Source organism: Streptomyces sp. NPDC048484, assembly GCF_040651415.1.
Classification (GTDB): domain Bacteria; phylum Actinomycetota; class Actinomycetes; order Streptomycetales; family Streptomycetaceae; genus Streptomyces.
The window spans coordinates 93,864-110,490 of record NZ_JBEZJY010000027.1 but is presented as its reverse complement, the minus strand read 5'-3'; the positions used below and the strand labels follow the sequence as shown (position 1 = coordinate 110,490).

The following is a 16,627-nucleotide window of genomic DNA, read 5'->3' as shown; positions in this document are numbered from 1 at the left end:
AGTGAACCTGGCTCCCCAAGGAACCGTCCTAGAGGGCGCAATGTCGCCGGATGCCGGATTGGCACCGGATTCAAGGTCTCTCGCAGAACCACGGGATGCGATGTCTGTCAGGATAGATGGGGAAAAGTCGGGCCGGATTCCAGATCGAACAGGCCGTCCGCAGGGGGTACCCCGCGGTCCACAGGAGGTGCTCCGCCGTCCGCGGGGCATACTCCGCGGCCCGCGCCCCGAGGCCGTCCCCACCTGGGTCGCCGGAGCCTGCACGCTCGTAGGAGTCCTGGACATCGCCGCGGGCGTCGTCCCGCGCTTTCACCACAGCCGCATGCACACCCTCGCGGAGGTGCTGCCCGGTGCGCTGGGCCCGATCGCCGCCGCCCTGTCGCTCAGTACGGGCGTTCTGCTGCTGCTCCTGGTCCACGGGCTGCGCCGGCGCAAGCGGAGGGCGTGGCGGGCCGCCGCGGTGCTGCTCCCGGCGGGCGCCCTCGCTCAGTTCACATACCGGCACTCGCTCGTCGGCGTTCTCATCTCGCTCGCGCTGCTGGCCCCGCTGCTGCGCCACCGGGACGAGTTCACGGCGCTGCCCGACCCGCGCAGCCGCTGGCGGGCGCTCGCCAACTTCGTTCTCATGGGCGCCGGTTCCCTCGTTCTCGGCCTGGTGATCGTCAGCGTCCACCCCCACCGCATGGTCGGCGACCCGAGCCTCGCGGACCGGATCGCCCATGTGCTGTACGGCCTGTTCGGACTGGAGGGGCCCCTCGACTACACGGGCACCACGTCCTGGACGGTGGCCTTCTCCCTCGGCGCGCTCGGCCTGCTGACCGCCGTGACCACGATCTACCTGGCCTTCCGCCCCGAACACCCGGCCGCGCGCCTCACCGAGGACGACGAGAGTCGTCTGCGGGCCCTCCTGGACAAGCACGGCGGACGCGACTTACTCGGCCACTTCGCGCTCCGCCGTGACAAGGCGGTCGTCTTCTCGCCGAGCGGCAAGGCGGCCGTGACCTACCGGGTCGTCTCCGGCGTGATGCTCGCCAGCGGCGACCCGATCGGCGACGTCGAGGCCTGGCCTGGCGCGATCGAACGCTTCATGGACGAGGCCGTGGCCCACTCCTGGACGCCCGCCGTCATGGGCTGCTCCGAGACCGGCGGCGGGGTCTGGACCCGCGAGACCGGCCTCGACGCCCTCGAACCGGGCGACGAGGCGGTGGTGGATGTCGCGGATTTCTCCCTGGCCGGTCGCTCGATGCGGAACGTGCGCCAGATGGTGAAACGCATCGAGCGCGCCGGCTACGAGATCCGCGTACGGCGCATCCGTGACCTGGGCGAGGGCGAGCTGGACCGGATCCGCGGGGCCGCGGAGGACTGGCGCGGCACGGACACCGAGCGCGGCTTCTCCATGGCACTCGGCCGCATCGGCGACCCGGCGGACGGCGACTGTCTCATCGCGACGGCGCACAGGATCGAAGAGGCGGCGCGAAAGGAGCCCCCGCACGCGTCCGGCTCCGGCGAAGTCACCGGCGGGGCGGCAACAGCGGACCGGTACGGGTGGGGCGTCGGCGGCCCCGGACCGTACGGCGACCTGAAAGCCGTACTCCACTTCGTCCCCTGGGGCAGGGACAGGGTCTCCCTGGACCTCATGCGCCTCGACCGCGCGGCGGACCCCGGCATGAACGAACTCCTCATCGTGGCGGCCCTCCAGGCGGCTCCATAAGAGCGGCGTGACCGCCTCCGCCGCGTCCCCTCCCCCACCATGAACCCCGGCCGCCTCGCGACGCCCACCCCCGCGCCGCGCGGCGGCCGGCCAGGACGGGCCGGCCAGGCGGCGGGCGGGCCGGCGGGAGAGAAAGAACCGGGCCGCGCACGGGCAGCGCGGGCCGCACCCACCGCACAGCGCCGACCGGTGCGGCCCGGTGCCAACCCGTGCCGACCGGCGACCCGCCCCCTTGGGCCTAGGCTGGGCGGTATGAGCAAGAAGAGCGGGCGAGGCCAAGTGTCAGGGCTTCCGGCCTGGGACCGCTGCGCGGTCATGGGCGTCGTGAACGTGACCCCCGATTCCTTCTCGGACGGCGGCCACTGGTTCGACACGACCGCCGCCGTGAAGCACGGCCTCGACCTGGTCTCGGAGGGCGCGGACCTGGTCGACGTGGGAGGCGAGTCCACCCGCCCCGGGGCCGCCCGCGTCGACGAGGCGGAGGAGCTCAAGCGCGTCATACCTGTCGTCCGCGGCCTCGCCTCCGAGGGCGTCGTGGTCTCCGTGGACACCATGCGCGCCTCCGTCGCCGAGCGCTCACTCGCCGCGGGCGCCGTCCTCGTCAACGACGTCAGCGGCGGTCTCGCCGACCCGGCGATGATCCCGGCCGTCGCCGCCGCGGGCGCCCCCTTCGTTGTCATGCACTGGCGCGGCTTCCTCCAGGGCAGCACCGTGCGGGGGACGTACGAGGACGTCGTCTCCGAAGTCGTCGACGAGCTCCACGCGCGCGTGGAGGCCGTTCTGGCGGGCGGTATCGCCCCGGACCGGGTCGTCGTCGACCCGGGGCTCGGCTTCTCCAAGGAGGCCGAGCACGACCTCATCCTGCTCGCCCACCTCGACCGTCTCCGGGAGATCGGCCGCCCCCTGCTGGTGGCCGCGTCCCGCAAGCGTTTCCTCGGCCGGGTACTGGCGGGCCCGGAAGGCGCCCCGCCGCCCGCCCGCGAGCGGGACGCCGCCACCGCCGCGGTCTCCGCTCTCGCCGCTCACCAGGGCGCGTGGGCCGTCCGTGTCCACGAGGTACGGGCCACCGCCGACGCCGTCCGGGTCGCCCGGGCCGTGGAAGGCGCCCGCACCACGGAGGAAGCCGGCCCCGCAGAGGGACACCGCACCGCTGAGGGAGCCCGGTGAGCGCCCCGCACACGGATGTCGAGCAGGTCGAACTCGCCAACACCGCCTTCTACGAGACGCTGGAGCAGGGCGACTTCGAGAAGCTGTCCTCGATCTGGCTGACCCCGTCCGACCTGGGCCACGACGAGGAGTTCCACGACCCCGCACAGGCCGGTGAGATCTCCTGCGTCCACCCCGGCTGGCCGGTCCTCAACGGCCGCGGCGAGGTCCTGCGGTCGTACGCGCTGATCATGGCGAACACCGAGTACATCCAGTTCTTCCTGACCGACGTGCATGTGTCGGTCACCGGCGACACCGCCCTGGTGACCTGCACGGAGAACATCCTCAGCGGCGGCCCCCCGCCCGAGGACAGTGACGAACTCGGGCCGCTGGTGGGCCAGCTCGTCGTCGCCACGAACGTGTTCCGCCGCACCTCGGACGGCTGGAAACTCTGGTCGCACCACGCCTCGCCGGTACTGGCCGAAACGGACGACGACGAGCCGGACGACCCGTCATCCTGAGGCTCCGCGGTTCGACGCGCGTCAGCGGGTAGGCGTACCCGGGGCGCCTCCCACCGGGCGGCGATCTCCGTCGTAGTACGTTGGTGATCGTGGCGTCGGTCACGGACACGGACTCGCGACGGGGAACGACTGCCCGCCGGCCCGGTCCGGACGTCATCCGCGGCCGGTGTACCGCCCGCACACGGTACGACCTGCCCTTACCGACGATTGCAGGAGTGATTCGCGTGGATCGTGTCGCGCTGCGCGGCCTCAGGGCCCGTGGTCACCACGGTGTCTTTCCCAAGGAACGCGAAGAGGGCCAGACCTTCATCGTGGACCTCACGCTGGGCCTGGACACCCGCCCCGCCGCGGCCACCGACGACCTCACGAAAACCGTGCACTACGGCATCGTGGCGGAGGAGGTCGTGGCCGTCGTCGAGGGCAGGCCGGTGAACCTCATCGAGACCCTCGCCGAGCAGATCGCCCAGACGTGCCTGAAGCACGACGGGGTCCAGGAGGTCGAGGTGTGCGTCCACAAGCCGGACGCCCCGATCACGGTCCCCTTCGACGACGTGACCGTCACCATCATCCGGAGCCGAGCATGACCGCGTTCACCGGGAGCCAGAGCGACCCGACCGTACAGCCGGTCCCCGCCTCGGTGGTGGAGCAGGTGGACGCCGCCGACACGACCCTGCACAACCCGAAGCGCGCTGTGATCTCCCTGGGCTCGAACCTGGGAAACCGCCTGGAGACCATCCAGGGCGCCATCGACGCTCTGGAGGACACCCCCGGCGTCCGCGTCAAGGCGGTCTCCCCGGTGTACGAGACAGAGCCGTGGGGTGTGGAGCCCGGCAGCCAGCCGGCGTACTTCAACGCGGTGATCGTCCTCAGGACGACCCTCCCGCCCGCCTCGCTCCTGGAGCGGGCCCACGCGGTCGAGGAGGCCTTCAACCGGGTACGGGACGAGCGCTGGGGCCCCCGCACGATCGACGTCGACATCGTGGCGTACGCGGACGTGATCTCCGACGACCCGGCGCTGGTCCTGCCCCACCCGCGCGCCCACCAGCGCGCCTTCGTCCTCGCCCCGTGGAACGACGTGGAGCCCGAGGCCCAGCTGCCCGGTCACGGCCCGGTGGCACAGCTGCTCTCCGCGGTCCCCCGGGACGGTGTCGCACCCCGGGCCGACCTGGAACTCCAGCTGCCCGAGTAGTCGTTAAGAGCCTGTGTCACGTCCTCTAAGGTCAGGACGCACACGGGCGGTCGACCGACGACACGTAATCGCGAGGGGAACTGAGTGAAAGAGCTGCGCATCAGGACGCTGGCCGCGGTGTTCCTCGTGGCCGGGGTGCTGTCCTGGGCAGGTGCCCGCCTGTGGAGCTCGGTGGGCACGCTCCCCCAGGTCCCCCTGGCGGCCCCCGTCGTCCTGGCTCTGATCGCCGCGGTCCTGCTGGCCACGGCGCTCTCCCTGCGGACCCGTCTCAAGGCCCAGCGCGAGCGCCGCCCCGGCGCCAAGGGAGTCGACCCCATGATGGCCGCCCGCGCGGTCGTCTTCGGTCAGGCCAGCGCGCTGGTCGCCGCCCTCGTCGCCGGGATGTACGGCGGCACGGGCGCCTTCCTCCTGGAGTCCCTCGACATCCCCGTCCGCCGCGACCAGGCCATCTACGCCGGCTTCTCGGTCCTGGCGGGCATCGCCGTCATAGCGGCCGCCTTCTTCCTGGAACGCGTCTGCAAACTCCCGGAGGACGACGACACGAACGGCAGCACGGCCCCGGCGGCCTAGAAGATCACTGAAAATCTTGGGTTCTGGTGGTCAGCGCGCCACTATCAGGCTCATCGCCTCGGCTCGGGTCGTAGCGTCCCGAAGCTGTCCACGCACCGCCGATGTGATGGTCTTGGCTCCCGGCTTGCGGATGCCCCGCACGGACATGCACATGTGCTCGGCCTCGATGACGACGATCGCGCCACGCGCCTCCAGGATCCGTGTCAGAGAGTCGGCGATCTGCGTGGTGAGTCGTTCCTGCACCTGCGGACGCCGGGCGAAGACCTCGACGAGCCGGGCGAGCTTCGACAGACCGGTGATCTTGCCGGTGCTCGCCGGTATGTACCCGACGTGCGCCACACCGTGGAACGGCAGCAGATGATGCTCGCACAGGCTGACGATCTCGATGTCCTTCACCAGGATCATCTCGTCGTGCCCCAGGTCGAACGTCGTCGTCAGAACGTCCTCCGGCTCCTGCCACAGCCCCGCCAGGATCTCCCGGTAGGCGCGGGCCACCCGCCCCGGCGTCTCCAGCAACCCTTCGCGGTCCGGGTCCTCGCCGATGGCGATCAGCAGCTCTCGTACGGCGTTCTCGGCACGCTTCTCGTCGAACTCGCCGATCACACCCTCGCCGTCCAGCCGCACGGGGTCGGTCATCTCATGCCTCGTTCCTGAGCCTTCGACGTGTACGGATCACACGTCTCATGTGCGGGCATGGAAAGATGCCGCGCCCCCCAGGCTAAGACCTGGGGGGCGCGGCATCCATTCCGGGCCTGGTGAGGGGCCTGGTGAGGCCACCGGGGGCCGGGGTCAGCTCTCGGTGCGGTCCTCGGGGGCCGTCTCGGTCGCCGGGAGCGCCTCAGCGGATGCGTTGGCGTTCGCGGTGATCGCGGGACTCGAACCGTTCGTCAGTGACAGCTCCTTGGGGGAGAGCACCGGCGGGCGGGTGGACGGCGTGCGGCGGGAGGAGCCGGTCCACGCGGGGCGGGCCGGACGCTTGATGATGGGAGTGAAGACCTCGGCGATCTGCTCCTTGCTCAGCGTCTCCTTCTCCAGCAGCTGGAGCACCAGCGCGTCGAGTACGTCGCGGTTCTCGACCAGGATCTCCCAGGCCTCGTTGTGCGCGTTCTCGATGAGCTTCTTCACCTCTTCGTCGACGAGCGCGGCGACCTCTTCCGAGTAGTCGCGCGGGTGCGACATCTCCCGGCCCAGGAAGGGCTCGGTGTTGTCGCCGCCGAACTTGATGGCGCCGAGACGCTCGGTCATGCCGTACTGCGTGACCATCGCGCGGGCCGTGGTGGTGGCCTTCTCGATGTCGTTCGCGGCACCCGTGGTCGGGTCGTGGAAGACGAGCTCCTCGGCCGCGCGCCCGCCCAGCATGTATGCCAGCTGGTCGAGCATCTCGTTGCGGGTCGTGGAGTACCTGTCCTCGTCCGGCAGGACCATCGTGTAGCCGAGAGCACGGCCTCTGGAGAGGATCGTGATCTTGTGGACCGGATCGGAGTTCGGTGAGGCCGCCGCGACCAGGGCGTGTCCGCCCTCGTGGTACGCGGTGATCTTCTTCTCCTTGTCCGACATGATCCGGGTCCGCTTCTGCGGGCCCGCGACCACACGGTCGATCGCCTCGTCCAGCATGTCGTTGTCGACCAGCTTCCCGTTGTTGCGCGCGGTGAGCAGCGCAGCTTCGTTCAGCACGTTCGACAGGTCCGCGCCCGTGAAGCCGGGCGTGCGGCGCGCGACGGCCGACAGGTCGACGTCCGGGGCGACCGGCTTGCCCTTCTGGTGAACCTTGAGGATCGCCAGACGGCCCAGCATGTCCGGGCGGTCGACCGCGATCTGGCGGTCGAAGCGGCCGGGGCGCAGGAGAGCCGGGTCGAGGATGTCCGGGCGGTTCGTCGCGGCGATGAGAATCACGCCGCCCTTGACGTCGAAGCCGTCCATCTCGACGAGCAGCTGGTTCAGCGTCTGCTCACGCTCGTCGTGACCGCCGCCGAGGCCGGCGCCGCGATGGCGGCCGACCGCGTCGATCTCGTCCACGAAGACGATCGCCGGGGCGTTCGCCTTGGCCTGCTCGAACAGGTCACGGACTCGGGAGGCACCGACACCGACGAACATCTCGACGAAGTCGGAACCGGAGATCGAGTAGAACGGGACACCCGCCTCGCCCGCGACAGCACGTGCGAGCAGCGTCTTGCCCGTACCGGGAGGCCCGTACAGGAGCACGCCCTTGGGAATCTTGGCGCCGACGGCCTGGAACTTCGCCGGCTCCTGGAGGAACTCCTTGATCTCGTGGAGCTCCTCGACCGCCTCGTCCGAGCCCGCCACGTCGGCGAACGTCGTCTTCGGGGTGTCCTTGGTGATGAGTTTCGCCTTGGACTTCCCGAATTGCATGACCCGGGAGCCGCCGCCCTGCATCTGATTCATCAGGAACAGGAAGACGACGACGATGAGAACGAAGGGAAGCAGAGTCAGCAGGATGCCGACGAAGGCGTTCTGCTTGGTCGGCGAGACTGTGTAGCCGTCCGGGATCTGCTTGTTCTGGTACTTGTCCTGGAGGGTGGCGGCGAGGGTCACACCCTGGTCGCCGATGTAGCTCGCCTGGATCTTCGAGCTGCCCTCGACCTTTTCGCCGTCTTTGAGCTCGGCTTTGATGATCTGGTCGTCGCCGGTTGTGATCTTGGCTTGTTTGACCTTGTTGTCACTGATCGCCTGGACGACCTGGCCGGTGTCCACCGTCTTGTAGCCGCCGGACGAGCCGACGACCTGCATCAACACGACCACGGCAAGGACGGCCAGCACGATCCACATGACCGGCCCACGGAAGTATCGCTTCACGTCCATCCATACGGAGCGGTGTCGCCCCGTCCCTCCTGCCATAGTGAGTTTGATAAGACTGTTCTTCGGACGGTACCTCAGCATTGTCACCCGAAGCTGCACGGTCCGGCTGACAGACCCCGTCCACGTATGCTCCAACGGCGCGAAACCCGCTGGGGTTCCCGGTCGTCCTACAGGGGTTGAACCCCCGTAGGCGCGACGTCACCCGTCCAGGGTGCCTCAAGAGCCTGTGCCAGGCTCTCAGCCTCCGTAGACATGCGGCGCGAGCGTACCGACGAACGGGAGATTCCGGTACTTCTCCGCGTAGTCGAGGCCGTACCCGATGACGAATTCGTTCGCGATGTCGAACCCGACCCACTCCACGTCGATCGCGACCTTCGCGGCCTCGGGCTTGCGCAGCAGCGTGCACACCTTGAGGGACGCGGGCTCGCGGGAGCCGAGGTTGGAGATCAGCCAGGACAGCGTCAGCCCGGAGTCGATGATGTCCTCGACGATCAGGACGTGCTTGCCCTTGATGTCGGTGTCGAGGTCCTTGAGGATCCGCACCACTCCGGAGGACTGGGTGCCCGCGCCGTACGAGGAGACGGCCATCCAGTCCATGGTGACGGGGGTGGACAGGGCCCGCGCCAGGTCCGCCATGACCATCACGGCGCCCTTGAGGACACCGACGATCAGCAGGTCCTTGCCCGCGTACTCCGCGTCGATCTTCGCGGCCAGCTCGACCAGTTTCGCGTCGATCTCTTCCTTGGTGATGAGCACCGACTTGAGGTCGGTGCCCAGGTCTTTCGCGTCCACCCGCATCACTTTCGGTCGTCCCACCGGCTGCTTCCCGGCCCTCGGCGAAGAGGGTCCGCTCCCCGAAGGGGTTGCCCTTCAGGGGAGTCACCGCCCGAAGGGCGACTCTTTTTCAGCCTTGCCGAATCACCAGTCTGCCACCCTGCCGCTGGGCGACGACCTTGCCCGGGAGGTTGATGGCTCCCTGGCCGCGCCAGCCGGTGATCAGCCGGTCGATCTCCTCGATGTGGCGGGCGAACAGCGAACCGGCGGGCGCCCCGGCCTCGATGGCGGCGCGGCGCAGGATCCGGCGGCGCACGGCGGGCGGCAGCGCGTACAGCTTGGCGCACTCCAGGAGGCCCGCCGCGTCGCGTACCGAGGCCTCGGCCCGGCCGGCCCACGCGTCGAGTGCGTCGGCGTCGTCACGGGACAGCTGGGCCGTACGGGCGAGGGCCTCGACGACGCCCTTGCCGAGCGCCTTCTCCAGAGCGGGGAGCCCTTCGTGGCGCAGCCGGGAGCGGGTGTACGCCGGATCGGCGTTGTGCGGGTCGTCCCAGACGGGCAGCGACTGGACCATGCAGGCCTTGCGGGCGGTCTGCCGGTCCAGGTGCAGGAACGGGCGACGGTAGCGGCGGTCGGCGCCCGGCCCTCCGGAGACGGCGGCCATGCCGGACAGGGAGCGCGTTCCGGAGCCGCGGGCGAGGCCGAGCAGGACGGTTTCCGCTTGGTCGTCGCGCGTGTGGCCGAGCAGGACCGCGGCGGCGCCGTGCCGCTCGGCGGCGGCGTCCAGAGCGGTGTAGCGGGCGTCGCGGGCGGCGGCTTCGGGGCCGCCGTCACGGCCGACGGTCACCGCGATGGCCTCGGCGGGGCCCAGCCCCAGCTCGGTGAGCCGCAGGACGACCTCGCCGGCGCGCAGGTCGGACCCGGACTGCAGACCGTGGTCCACGGTGACGCCGCCGGCCCGGATGCCGAGCTTGGGCGCTTCGAAGGCGAGGGCGGAGGCGAGCGCCATGGAGTCGGCGCCGCCGGAGCACGCGACCAGCACGAGCGGCGCGCCGGGGGGCGTGCCGAGAGCGCGATCCGGGGCGCGATCCGGGGCGTGATCGGTAAGGACGTCGTGAAGTACGCGGCGGACCGCCAGGCGTATCGCCGCGACCGCAGGATGGGGACCCATGTCCGGTTCCCTTCATGAAATTGTCGGGGGGTGAGCCCGGGTTCGGTCACTCAGAGTGTCTCGATGGTGACAGAACCGGGCCGTTCCCCGAGCATTGCACGCCTACCCATGCCTCACGGTCCCTCGGACGGGTGATTGAGGAGGCGCTCACCTGCCGTCGGCCTGATTCAGTTCACGACTCTGCCTTGCGGTGCACCCGCGCGACCCAGTCCGCCGGTTTGGCGATCTCCGACTTGGTCGGGAGGGTGTTCGGCGAGGTCCACACACGGTTGAAGCCGTCCATGCCCACCTCCTCCACGACCGCGCGGACGAAACGCTCGCCGTCCCGGTACTGGCGCAGCTTCGCGTCGAGGCCCAGCAGCTTGCGCAGGGCGAGGTCGAGGCGGGAGGCACCGCGGGCCCGCCGTTGCTGGAACTTCTCGCGGATCTCGGCGACGGACGGGACCACCGCCGGGCCCACGCCGTCCATCACGAAGTCGGCGTGCCCCTCCAGGAGGGACATCACGGCGGTGAGCCGGCCGAGGATCTCGCGCTGGGCGGGGGTCTGCACGATCTCGACGATGGAGCGTGCCTCGTCACCCTCCTCGCCCTCGGGGCGGCCGCCCGCGAGGGACTGGGCGGCCTCGCGGACGCGTTCCAGGACGGTCATGGGGTCGACCTCGGTCTCCCCCAGGAAAGACTGGATTTCGCCCTCCAGGTGGTCGCGCAACCAGGGCACGGCCGTGAACTGCGTGCGGTGGGTCTCCTCGTGGAGGCAGACCCAGAGCCTGAAGTCGTGGGGCTGGACATCGAGTTCGCGCTCCACGTGCACGATGTTCGGCGCCACCAGGAGGAGCCTGCCGCCGCCGTTCGGCGAACCGGCGGGGCCACCGGCCGGGAGTTCCCTGGTGGCCGGGGCGAACGTCTCGTACTGACCGAGAACCCTGGAGGACAGGAAGGACAGCAGCATGCCCAGCTCGACGCCGGTGACCTTGCCGCCGACGGCGCCGAGCACGGCTCCGCCCGGGGTGCTGCCGCGACGTTCCTGCATCTTGTCGAGCAGCGGTTTGAGGATTTCCCTGAAGCCGGCGACGTTCGCCCGGACCCAGCCCGGACGGTCGACGACGAGGATGGGGGTGTCGTGGAGATCGTCCCCGCCCATCCGCGTGAACCCGCGGACGTGCTCCTCCGACGCCTTGGCATGCCGGCGCAGCTCCGCGACGACAGCCCGGGCCTCGTCGCGGCTCACCTCTGGGCCCGGCCGTGCGAGCCGGGTCGCGGTCGCCACCGCGAGATTCCAGTCGACCATCTCCGCACCACGGATGCTCGTCATGCAGTCAACCGTACGGGAGCGCTGCCGCTTGGGGCAGGGGTGGACCGTCGGGGTGCGCCTTGCGGGGACCGCGCGGGTCAGTTGCAGCCGCAGGAGGCCAGGGTCGAGGCCAGGCGGTCCAGGGCCTGCTGGGTGGTCGTGGGGTCCGTGGGCGGATTGGACGATGTCAGGAACGCGAAGGCGAGGAGACGGCCGTCGGTGTCGACGACCGTGCCCGCGAGGGTGTGTACGCCGGTCAGGGTGCCGGTCTTGGCGCGTACGACGCCGGTGCCCGGCCGGCCGGCGTAACGATGGCTGAGGGTGCCGGTGAAACCGGCGACGGGCAGACCGGTGAGGACCGGGCGCAGTTCGGGGCGGTCCGGGTCGGCCGCCTCGGCCAGCAGGGCCGTGAGCAGGTCCGCGGTGAGCTTGTCCGCGCGGTCCAGGCCGCTGCCGTCGGCGAACCGCGTGCCCTTGAGCGGCAGTCCGAGTTTCCTCAGCTGCTCACGGATCGCCGCCGCGCCGCCCTCGAAGCTCGCCGGTTCGCCGGAGACGAGGGCGGTCTGGCGGGCGAGGGCCTCGGCGATGTCGTTGTCGCTGCTGGTCAGCATGCGTTCGACCAGCGCCGACAGCGGCGGGGACTGCACGGTGGCGAGGGTCTTGGCGCGGCCGGTCGCCTTGGAGGTGCCCGGGGTCGTGGTCTTAATCCCCCGGTCGTGCAGGAGATCGGCGAACGCGCGGGCCGCGTCGGCCGCCGGATCCGTACTGCGGTCCGCGGGACCGCTGGAGGAGTCGTCGAGACGGCCCTCGTCGGCCATCAGGGCGCTGACCGGGGCGAGGTTGGTGTTGGCCCCTATCGGGTGCACGGCGGAGCCCGCGTACAGCGAGGTGTCGTACGAGAGCGTCACCTCGCCGCTCTTGCGGGACCTGAGGGCGCGGGCCGTGTCGTCTGCGAGGGAGCGCAGGCTCGCGTTGCCGTCCGCGTCCTTGCGGGCGGTCAGTGTGGGATCGCCGCCGCCGACGAGGACGACCTCCTCGGTGCCGGGTTCGAGGACCGCGCGGGTCGCGATGCGGTGGTCCGCGCCGGCCGCGGTGAGCGCCGCGACGGCCGTGGCGATCTTCGTGGTGGAGGCCGGGGTCAGCGCGTCGTCCGCGCCCTTGCCGTACAGGCGTTTGCCGGTGGCCAGGTCGACGACGGCGCCCGTACGGCCGGAACCCAGCGCGGGGTCGTCGAGCAGCGGCCCGAGAACCCTGGTGAGGGCCTTCTCCGTAAGGGCCGGTGACTTGTCCGCGGCGGACTTCGGGGACTGTCCGGAGCCCGCTGAGCCGCCCAGCCGGGTGAGCACGGACGCGGCGCTGGGTGCGGGCGCCGGCGCCTTTCCGGACGTACCGGACACATGGCCGTGATCTGCGCCACCTGCGCGCTCCCGCGATGCGGCCCAGTCGCGCTCCGCCGTACGCTGACCGCTGGAGTCCCAGGGTCCGGCCGCGGTGACCACGGTGGCCGCCACGACGAGTCCGAGGGTGGCGGCGCCCGTCGTGAACTGCACGGTCGACGGCCGCTTGACCAGCGGCTTCACGACTTCTGCCGCCCGGGTGAGCGGTGGCTTCACGGCTTCTGCCGCCCGAGCCAGCGGTGGCTTCACGGCCTCCGCGGCCCGTACGAGTTGCGGTCTCACGGATCGCGCGATCCGCACCACATGCGGTCGCGCGGCCCGCCAAGCCCTCAGCTCCGGCACGACCACCAGCCCCTTTCGCGATCACACACCTGCGTGAGGGACACTTAACCACCAGAACTATGTGCTGATCATGGAGGAGCAACCGGTGGAGTTCGACGTCACGATCGAGATTCCGAAGGGTTCACGGAACAAGTACGAGGTGGACCACGAGACCGGTCGGATCCGTCTGGACCGTCGCCTCTTCACCTCGACCAGCTACCCGGCCGACTACGGCTTCGTCGAGAACACCCTCGGCGAGGACGGCGACCCGCTGGACGCGCTGGTCATCCTGGACGAGCCGACCTTCCCCGGCTGCCTCATCCAGTGCCGCACGATCGGCATGTTCCGTATGACGGACGAGGCCGGCGGCGACGACAAGCTGCTGTGCGTTCCCGCGCACGACCCGCGTGTGGAGCACCTGCGGGACATCCACCACGTGTCGGAGTTCGACCGTCTGGAGATCCAGCACTTCTTCGAGGTCTACAAGGACCTGGAGCCCGGCAAGTCCGTCGAGGGCGCCAACTGGGTGGGCCGCACGGACGCCGAGGCCGAGGTCGAGCGGTCGTACAAGCGCTTCAAGGAGACGGGCGGCCACTGATCCCCCTGTTTTCTGCGGGCCGCGTGACCCGGACCGGGTCGCGCGGCCCGTTTGTCTGTCAGTGCGCATACTGGGGCGTACTGCCGGGGCGTGCCGGCGGTGCGAGTCGGGAGTCGCGAATCGGGAGTAGCGAGTGACGAATTCGGAGGCCGAGGACCACAAGCCGCAGTCGGACGAGGCACGCAGCGCCTTCGTTCCGCCCAGCGGTGTGGTGGCGCAGGCTCCACCGGTCGAGGAGGAGTCGTCGACGACGTCCGAGTTCGCCCTGCCCAAGGGGTTCGGCGTCCCGCAGACGCCCGCCACCGAGTCCGAGGGTTCGGCGTTCAACATGCCGAGGACGTACAGCGCCAAGCAGGCGCCGGTCGCCTTCACCCCGCCGGGAGGCATACCGCGGGTCGACCTCGTCAAGGACGCCCCCTGGCAGGACCGGATGCGCACGATGCTGCGTATGCCGGTCGCCGAGCGGCCCGTGCCCGAGATCGTGCAGAAGACCGAGGACGAGGGCCCCGCCGTGCCGCGCGTCCTCGACCTGACCCTGCGCGTCGGCGAGTTGCTGCTCGCCGGCGGAGAGGGCGCCGAGGACGTGGAGGCGGCGATGTTCGCCGTCTGCCGCTCCTACGGCCTCGACCGCTGCGAGCCGGGTGTCACCTTCACCCTGCTGTCCATCTCGTACCAGCCGTCACTGGTCGACGATCCGGTGACCGCGTCGCGGACCGTACGGCGCCGGGGCACCGACTACACGCGTCTGGCGGCCGTGTACCAGCTCGTCGACGACATCAGCGACGACGAGACCGAGGTCTCCCTGGAGGAGTCCTACCGGCGGCTCGCCGAGATCCGCCGTAACCGGCACCCGTACAGCGGCTGGCTGCTGACCCTCGCCACCGGGCTGCTCGCGGGCGCGGCCTCCGTGCTCGTCGGCGGTGACGTCATCGTGTTCGTCGCGGCGGTCGTCGGCGCGATGCTGGGCGACCGGCTGGCGTGGCTGTGCGCCGGGCGCGGGCTGCCGGAGTTCTACCAGTTCACGGTGGCCGCGATGCCGGCCGCCGCGATGGGCGCCGCGCTCACGATCGCGCACGTCGACGTACGGGCGTCCGCGGTGATCACCGGTGGGCTGTTCGCGCTGCTGCCCGGCCGGGCGCTGGTGGCGGGCGTACAGGACGGGCTGACGGGCTACTACATCACCGCCGCGGCCCGGCTTCTGGAAGTCATGTACTTCTACGTCGGCATCGTCATCGGCGTCCTCGTGATCCTGTACTTCGGCGTGAAGCTGGGCGCCGAGCTCGATCCGGACGCGGCCCAGCTGTCCTCCAACCGTCCCGGGTGGCAGATCGCCGCGTCGATGCTCCTCACGCTCGCGTTCGCGATCCTGCTCCAGCAGGAACGTTCCACCGTGCTGATCGTGACCCTCAACGGCGGGGTCGCGTGGAGTGTGTACGGCGCGATGCACTACGCGGGCGAGATCTCACCGGTCGCCTCGACGGCCGTGGCGGCCGGTCTCGTCGGGCTGTTCGGGCAGCTGATGTCGCGCTACCGGTTCGCCTCCGCGCTGCCGTACACGACCGCCGCGATCGGGCCGCTGCTGCCCGGCTCCGCCACGTACTTCGGGCTGCTCGCCATCGCCAAGAGCGACGTCGACGAGGGTCTGGTGTCACTCACCAAGGCGGCCGCGCTCGCGATGGCCATCGCGATCGGGATGAACCTGGGGTCCGAGATCTCACGGCTGTTCATGCACCTGCCCGGTGCCACCGCCGGGGCGCGGCGGGCCGCGAAGCGGACGCGCGGGTTCTGAGCGATCGGGTGGGTTCTGAGCGGTCGGGTGGCACCCGTCGTTGTACGTCAGACCGCCGGTGGGGGCTGGTCGCGCCCACGCGGCGGAGCCGCACATCGACGCTGCCCCGCGCCCCTGAAGGGCGCGGGCTCGCCGACCCGGTCAGTTGCGGGGGTAGTCCTGGTTCTGGTCGCCGTACGGGTACTGCTGCCGGCCCTGCTGCCCCTGCTGGTACTGCTGCTGGTCCTCGGGGTACGGGTGGCCGCCCTGTCCGTAGCCCTGGGGGTACTGGGGCGCGTACGGCTCGTTCTGCTGGTAGTGGTCCTGGCCCTGATCGCCGTACGGCTGCTGGTAGTAGTCCTGGTTCTGATCGCCGTACTGCTGGTTCTGCTGGCCCTGGTTGCCGTACTGCTGGTTCTGGTTGCCGTACTGCTGGTTCTGCTGACCGTGGTTGCCGTAGCCCTGGTCCTGGCCGGGCTGCTGGGTGTGCTGCCGGCCGTGCTGCTGGCCGTGGCCGTTCTGGTGGGCCGGCGGCACCTGGCGGAGCTGCGTCGTCCGGTCGTCCATGGCGTGGCCCGCCGGAGGAACGTGGGCGGCCTGGGACCCGGACTGCGCCGGGTTCGCCGGGTTCTTCTTGGACTTTCCGCGGGCCCGCAGGAACTCGATGATGATCGGGACCACCGAGAGGAGGACGATCAGAAGCAGGATCGGCTCGATGTTCTTGTGGACGAACTCGATGCTGCCGAGCCAGGAACCGAGCAGCGTGACACCGGCGCCCCACAGGACGCCGCCAATCACGTTGAAGATCACGAACGAGCGGTACTTCATGCCGCTGACGCCGGCGATGATCGGCGTGAACGTGCGCACGATGGGCACGAATCGGGCCAGCACCAGCGACTTCGGGCCGTACTTCTCGAAGAACTCGTGCGCCTTGGTGACGTTCTCCTGCTTGAAGAGCCGGGAGTCCGGTCGGGTGAAGAGCGACGGGCCGACCTTCTTGCCGAACATGTAGCCCGCCTGGTCGCCGAGGATCGCGGCGACACAGATCAGGGCGACGGCGCCCCACAGCGGGAAGTCCAGGGTGTTGGCGGTGATCAGCATGCCCGCCGTGAACAGCAGCGAGTCACCCGGCAGGAAGAAGCCGATGAGCAGGCCCGACTCGGCGAAGACGATCAGGAGCAGGCCCCAGATTCCGAACGAGTCCAACAGGTAGTCCGGATCCAACCAGCTTGGGCCAAGGGCAAGCGTCGTCACGTTTCCGGGCTCCTGAGGGGTGGTGGATGCGGCGGCGGGCGAAGGTGTGGCCGACCAAAGTTATCAACGCGCCATGACGTGACCAGGTTCCACCGACTC

At 70.2% G+C, this 16,627-nt stretch carries 14 protein-coding genes and 1 pseudogene; 8 read left to right on the top strand and 7 right to left on the bottom strand.

Translation table 11 applies throughout. The features are described 5' to 3' along the window. Positions 1 to 100: 100 nt before the first annotated feature. The 6 genes and pseudogenes from AB0D14_RS26610 to AB0D14_RS26585 form a co-directional block, all read left to right on the top strand. Positions 101 to 1,708: pseudogene (locus tag AB0D14_RS26610) on the top strand (phosphatidylglycerol lysyltransferase domain-containing protein); the annotation flags it as partial. A 255-nt stretch (positions 1,709 to 1,963) separates the two neighbouring features. Further along, entirely contained in the window at positions 1,964 to 2,878 is a 915-nt protein-coding gene (folP, locus tag AB0D14_RS26605; protein ID WP_362783607.1) for a dihydropteroate synthase, read from the top strand. Continuing rightward, the gene (locus tag AB0D14_RS26600; RefSeq protein WP_362783604.1) at positions 2,875 to 3,378 is read left to right on the top strand and encodes a nuclear transport factor 2 family protein; all 504 of its coding nucleotides are present in this window, start codon (positions 2,875 to 2,877) and stop codon (positions 3,376 to 3,378) included. Before folP ends, AB0D14_RS26600 begins: the two co-directional genes overlap by 4 nt. 224 nt (positions 3,379 to 3,602) lie before the next feature. Further along, positions 3,603 to 3,962, top strand: coding sequence for a dihydroneopterin aldolase (gene folB, locus AB0D14_RS26595; RefSeq protein WP_362783601.1), 360 nt, complete (start codon positions 3,603 to 3,605; stop codon positions 3,960 to 3,962). Next, the gene (folK, locus tag AB0D14_RS26590) at positions 3,959 to 4,567 is read left to right on the top strand and encodes a 2-amino-4-hydroxy-6-hydroxymethyldihydropteridine diphosphokinase (RefSeq protein WP_362783598.1); all 609 of its coding nucleotides are present in this window, start codon (positions 3,959 to 3,961) and stop codon (positions 4,565 to 4,567) included. The genes folB and folK overlap by 4 nt, the downstream gene beginning before the upstream one ends. Positions 4,568 to 4,651: 84 nt before the next feature. After that, a complete protein-coding gene (locus tag AB0D14_RS26585; RefSeq protein WP_362783596.1) occupies positions 4,652 to 5,137 on the top strand; it encodes a DUF3180 domain-containing protein in 486 nt (161 codons plus the stop codon). A gap of 30 nt (positions 5,138 to 5,167) precedes the next feature. Here the strand turns inward: AB0D14_RS26585 and folE are convergent, their stop codons facing one another. The 6 genes from folE to dacB form a co-directional block, all read right to left on the bottom strand. Then, positions 5,168 to 5,773 (bottom strand): GTP cyclohydrolase I FolE, encoded by a 606-nt coding sequence (gene folE, locus AB0D14_RS26580; protein WP_362783593.1) that lies wholly within the window; start codon positions 5,771 to 5,773, stop codon positions 5,168 to 5,170. 153 nt (positions 5,774 to 5,926) lie between these two features. Continuing rightward, positions 5,927 to 7,957, bottom strand: coding sequence for an ATP-dependent zinc metalloprotease FtsH (ftsH, locus tag AB0D14_RS26575; RefSeq protein ID WP_362783590.1), 2,031 nt, complete (start codon positions 7,955 to 7,957; stop codon positions 5,927 to 5,929). A 234-nt stretch (positions 7,958 to 8,191) separates the two neighbouring features. Beyond that, on the bottom strand, positions 8,192 to 8,752 hold the full coding sequence (hpt, locus tag AB0D14_RS26570; RefSeq protein WP_362783686.1) for a hypoxanthine phosphoribosyltransferase: 561 nt from the start codon (positions 8,750 to 8,752) through the stop codon (positions 8,192 to 8,194). 106 nt (positions 8,753 to 8,858) lie between these two features. Further along, positions 8,859 to 9,899: a tRNA lysidine(34) synthetase TilS gene (gene tilS / locus AB0D14_RS26565; RefSeq protein WP_362783587.1), complete on the bottom strand. Its 1,041-nt coding sequence runs from the start codon at positions 9,897 to 9,899 to the stop codon at positions 8,859 to 8,861. 172 nt (positions 9,900 to 10,071) lie between these two features. Next, complete coding sequence (locus AB0D14_RS26560; protein WP_362783584.1) at positions 10,072 to 11,211, bottom strand: zinc-dependent metalloprotease; 1,140 nt, start codon at positions 11,209 to 11,211, stop codon at positions 10,072 to 10,074. Positions 11,212 to 11,288: 77 nt separating this feature from the next. Further along, on the bottom strand, positions 11,289 to 12,935 hold the full coding sequence (gene dacB, locus AB0D14_RS26555) for a D-alanyl-D-alanine carboxypeptidase/D-alanyl-D-alanine-endopeptidase (RefSeq protein ID WP_362783582.1): 1,647 nt from the start codon (positions 12,933 to 12,935) through the stop codon (positions 11,289 to 11,291). A gap of 79 nt (positions 12,936 to 13,014) precedes the next feature. Here dacB and AB0D14_RS26550 point away from each other — a divergent pair, with 79 nt between their 5' ends. Together AB0D14_RS26550 and AB0D14_RS26545 are read left to right on the top strand one after the other, a co-directional pair. Next, positions 13,015 to 13,506 (top strand): inorganic diphosphatase, encoded by a 492-nt coding sequence (locus AB0D14_RS26550; RefSeq protein WP_055512344.1) that lies wholly within the window; start codon positions 13,015 to 13,017, stop codon positions 13,504 to 13,506. Between the two features lie 133 nt (positions 13,507 to 13,639). Further along, positions 13,640 to 15,295 (top strand): threonine/serine exporter family protein, encoded by a 1,656-nt coding sequence (locus AB0D14_RS26545; protein WP_362783580.1) that lies wholly within the window; start codon positions 13,640 to 13,642, stop codon positions 15,293 to 15,295. Positions 15,296 to 15,436: 141 nt separating this feature from the next. Here AB0D14_RS26545 and AB0D14_RS26540 read toward each other — a convergent pair whose 3' ends face one another. After that, positions 15,437 to 16,528 (bottom strand): VTT domain-containing protein, encoded by a 1,092-nt coding sequence (locus tag AB0D14_RS26540; protein WP_362783578.1) that lies wholly within the window; start codon positions 16,526 to 16,528, stop codon positions 15,437 to 15,439. Between the last annotated feature and the right edge of the window lie 99 nt (positions 16,529 to 16,627).

Excerpts from the sequence above, each read along its gene's own strand:
- hpt (WP_362783686.1), bottom strand. The coding sequence starts at position 8,752 with ATGCGGGTGGACGCGAAAGACCTGGGCACCGACCTCAAGTCGGTGCTC.
- folE (WP_362783593.1), bottom strand. The coding sequence starts at position 5,773 with ATGACCGACCCCGTGCGGCTGGACGGCGAGGGTGTGATCGGCGAGTTC.
- tilS (WP_362783587.1), bottom strand. The coding sequence starts at position 9,899 with ATGGGTCCCCATCCTGCGGTCGCGGCGATACGCCTGGCGGTCCGCCGC.
- AB0D14_RS26560 (WP_362783584.1), bottom strand. The coding sequence starts at position 11,211 with ATGACGAGCATCCGTGGTGCGGAGATGGTCGACTGGAATCTCGCGGTG.
- folP (WP_362783607.1), top strand. The coding sequence starts at position 1,964 with ATGAGCAAGAAGAGCGGGCGAGGCCAAGTGTCAGGGCTTCCGGCCTGG.
- folK (WP_362783598.1), top strand. The coding sequence starts at position 3,959 with ATGACCGCGTTCACCGGGAGCCAGAGCGACCCGACCGTACAGCCGGTC.
- ftsH (WP_362783590.1), bottom strand. The coding sequence starts at position 7,957 with ATGGACGTGAAGCGATACTTCCGTGGGCCGGTCATGTGGATCGTGCTG.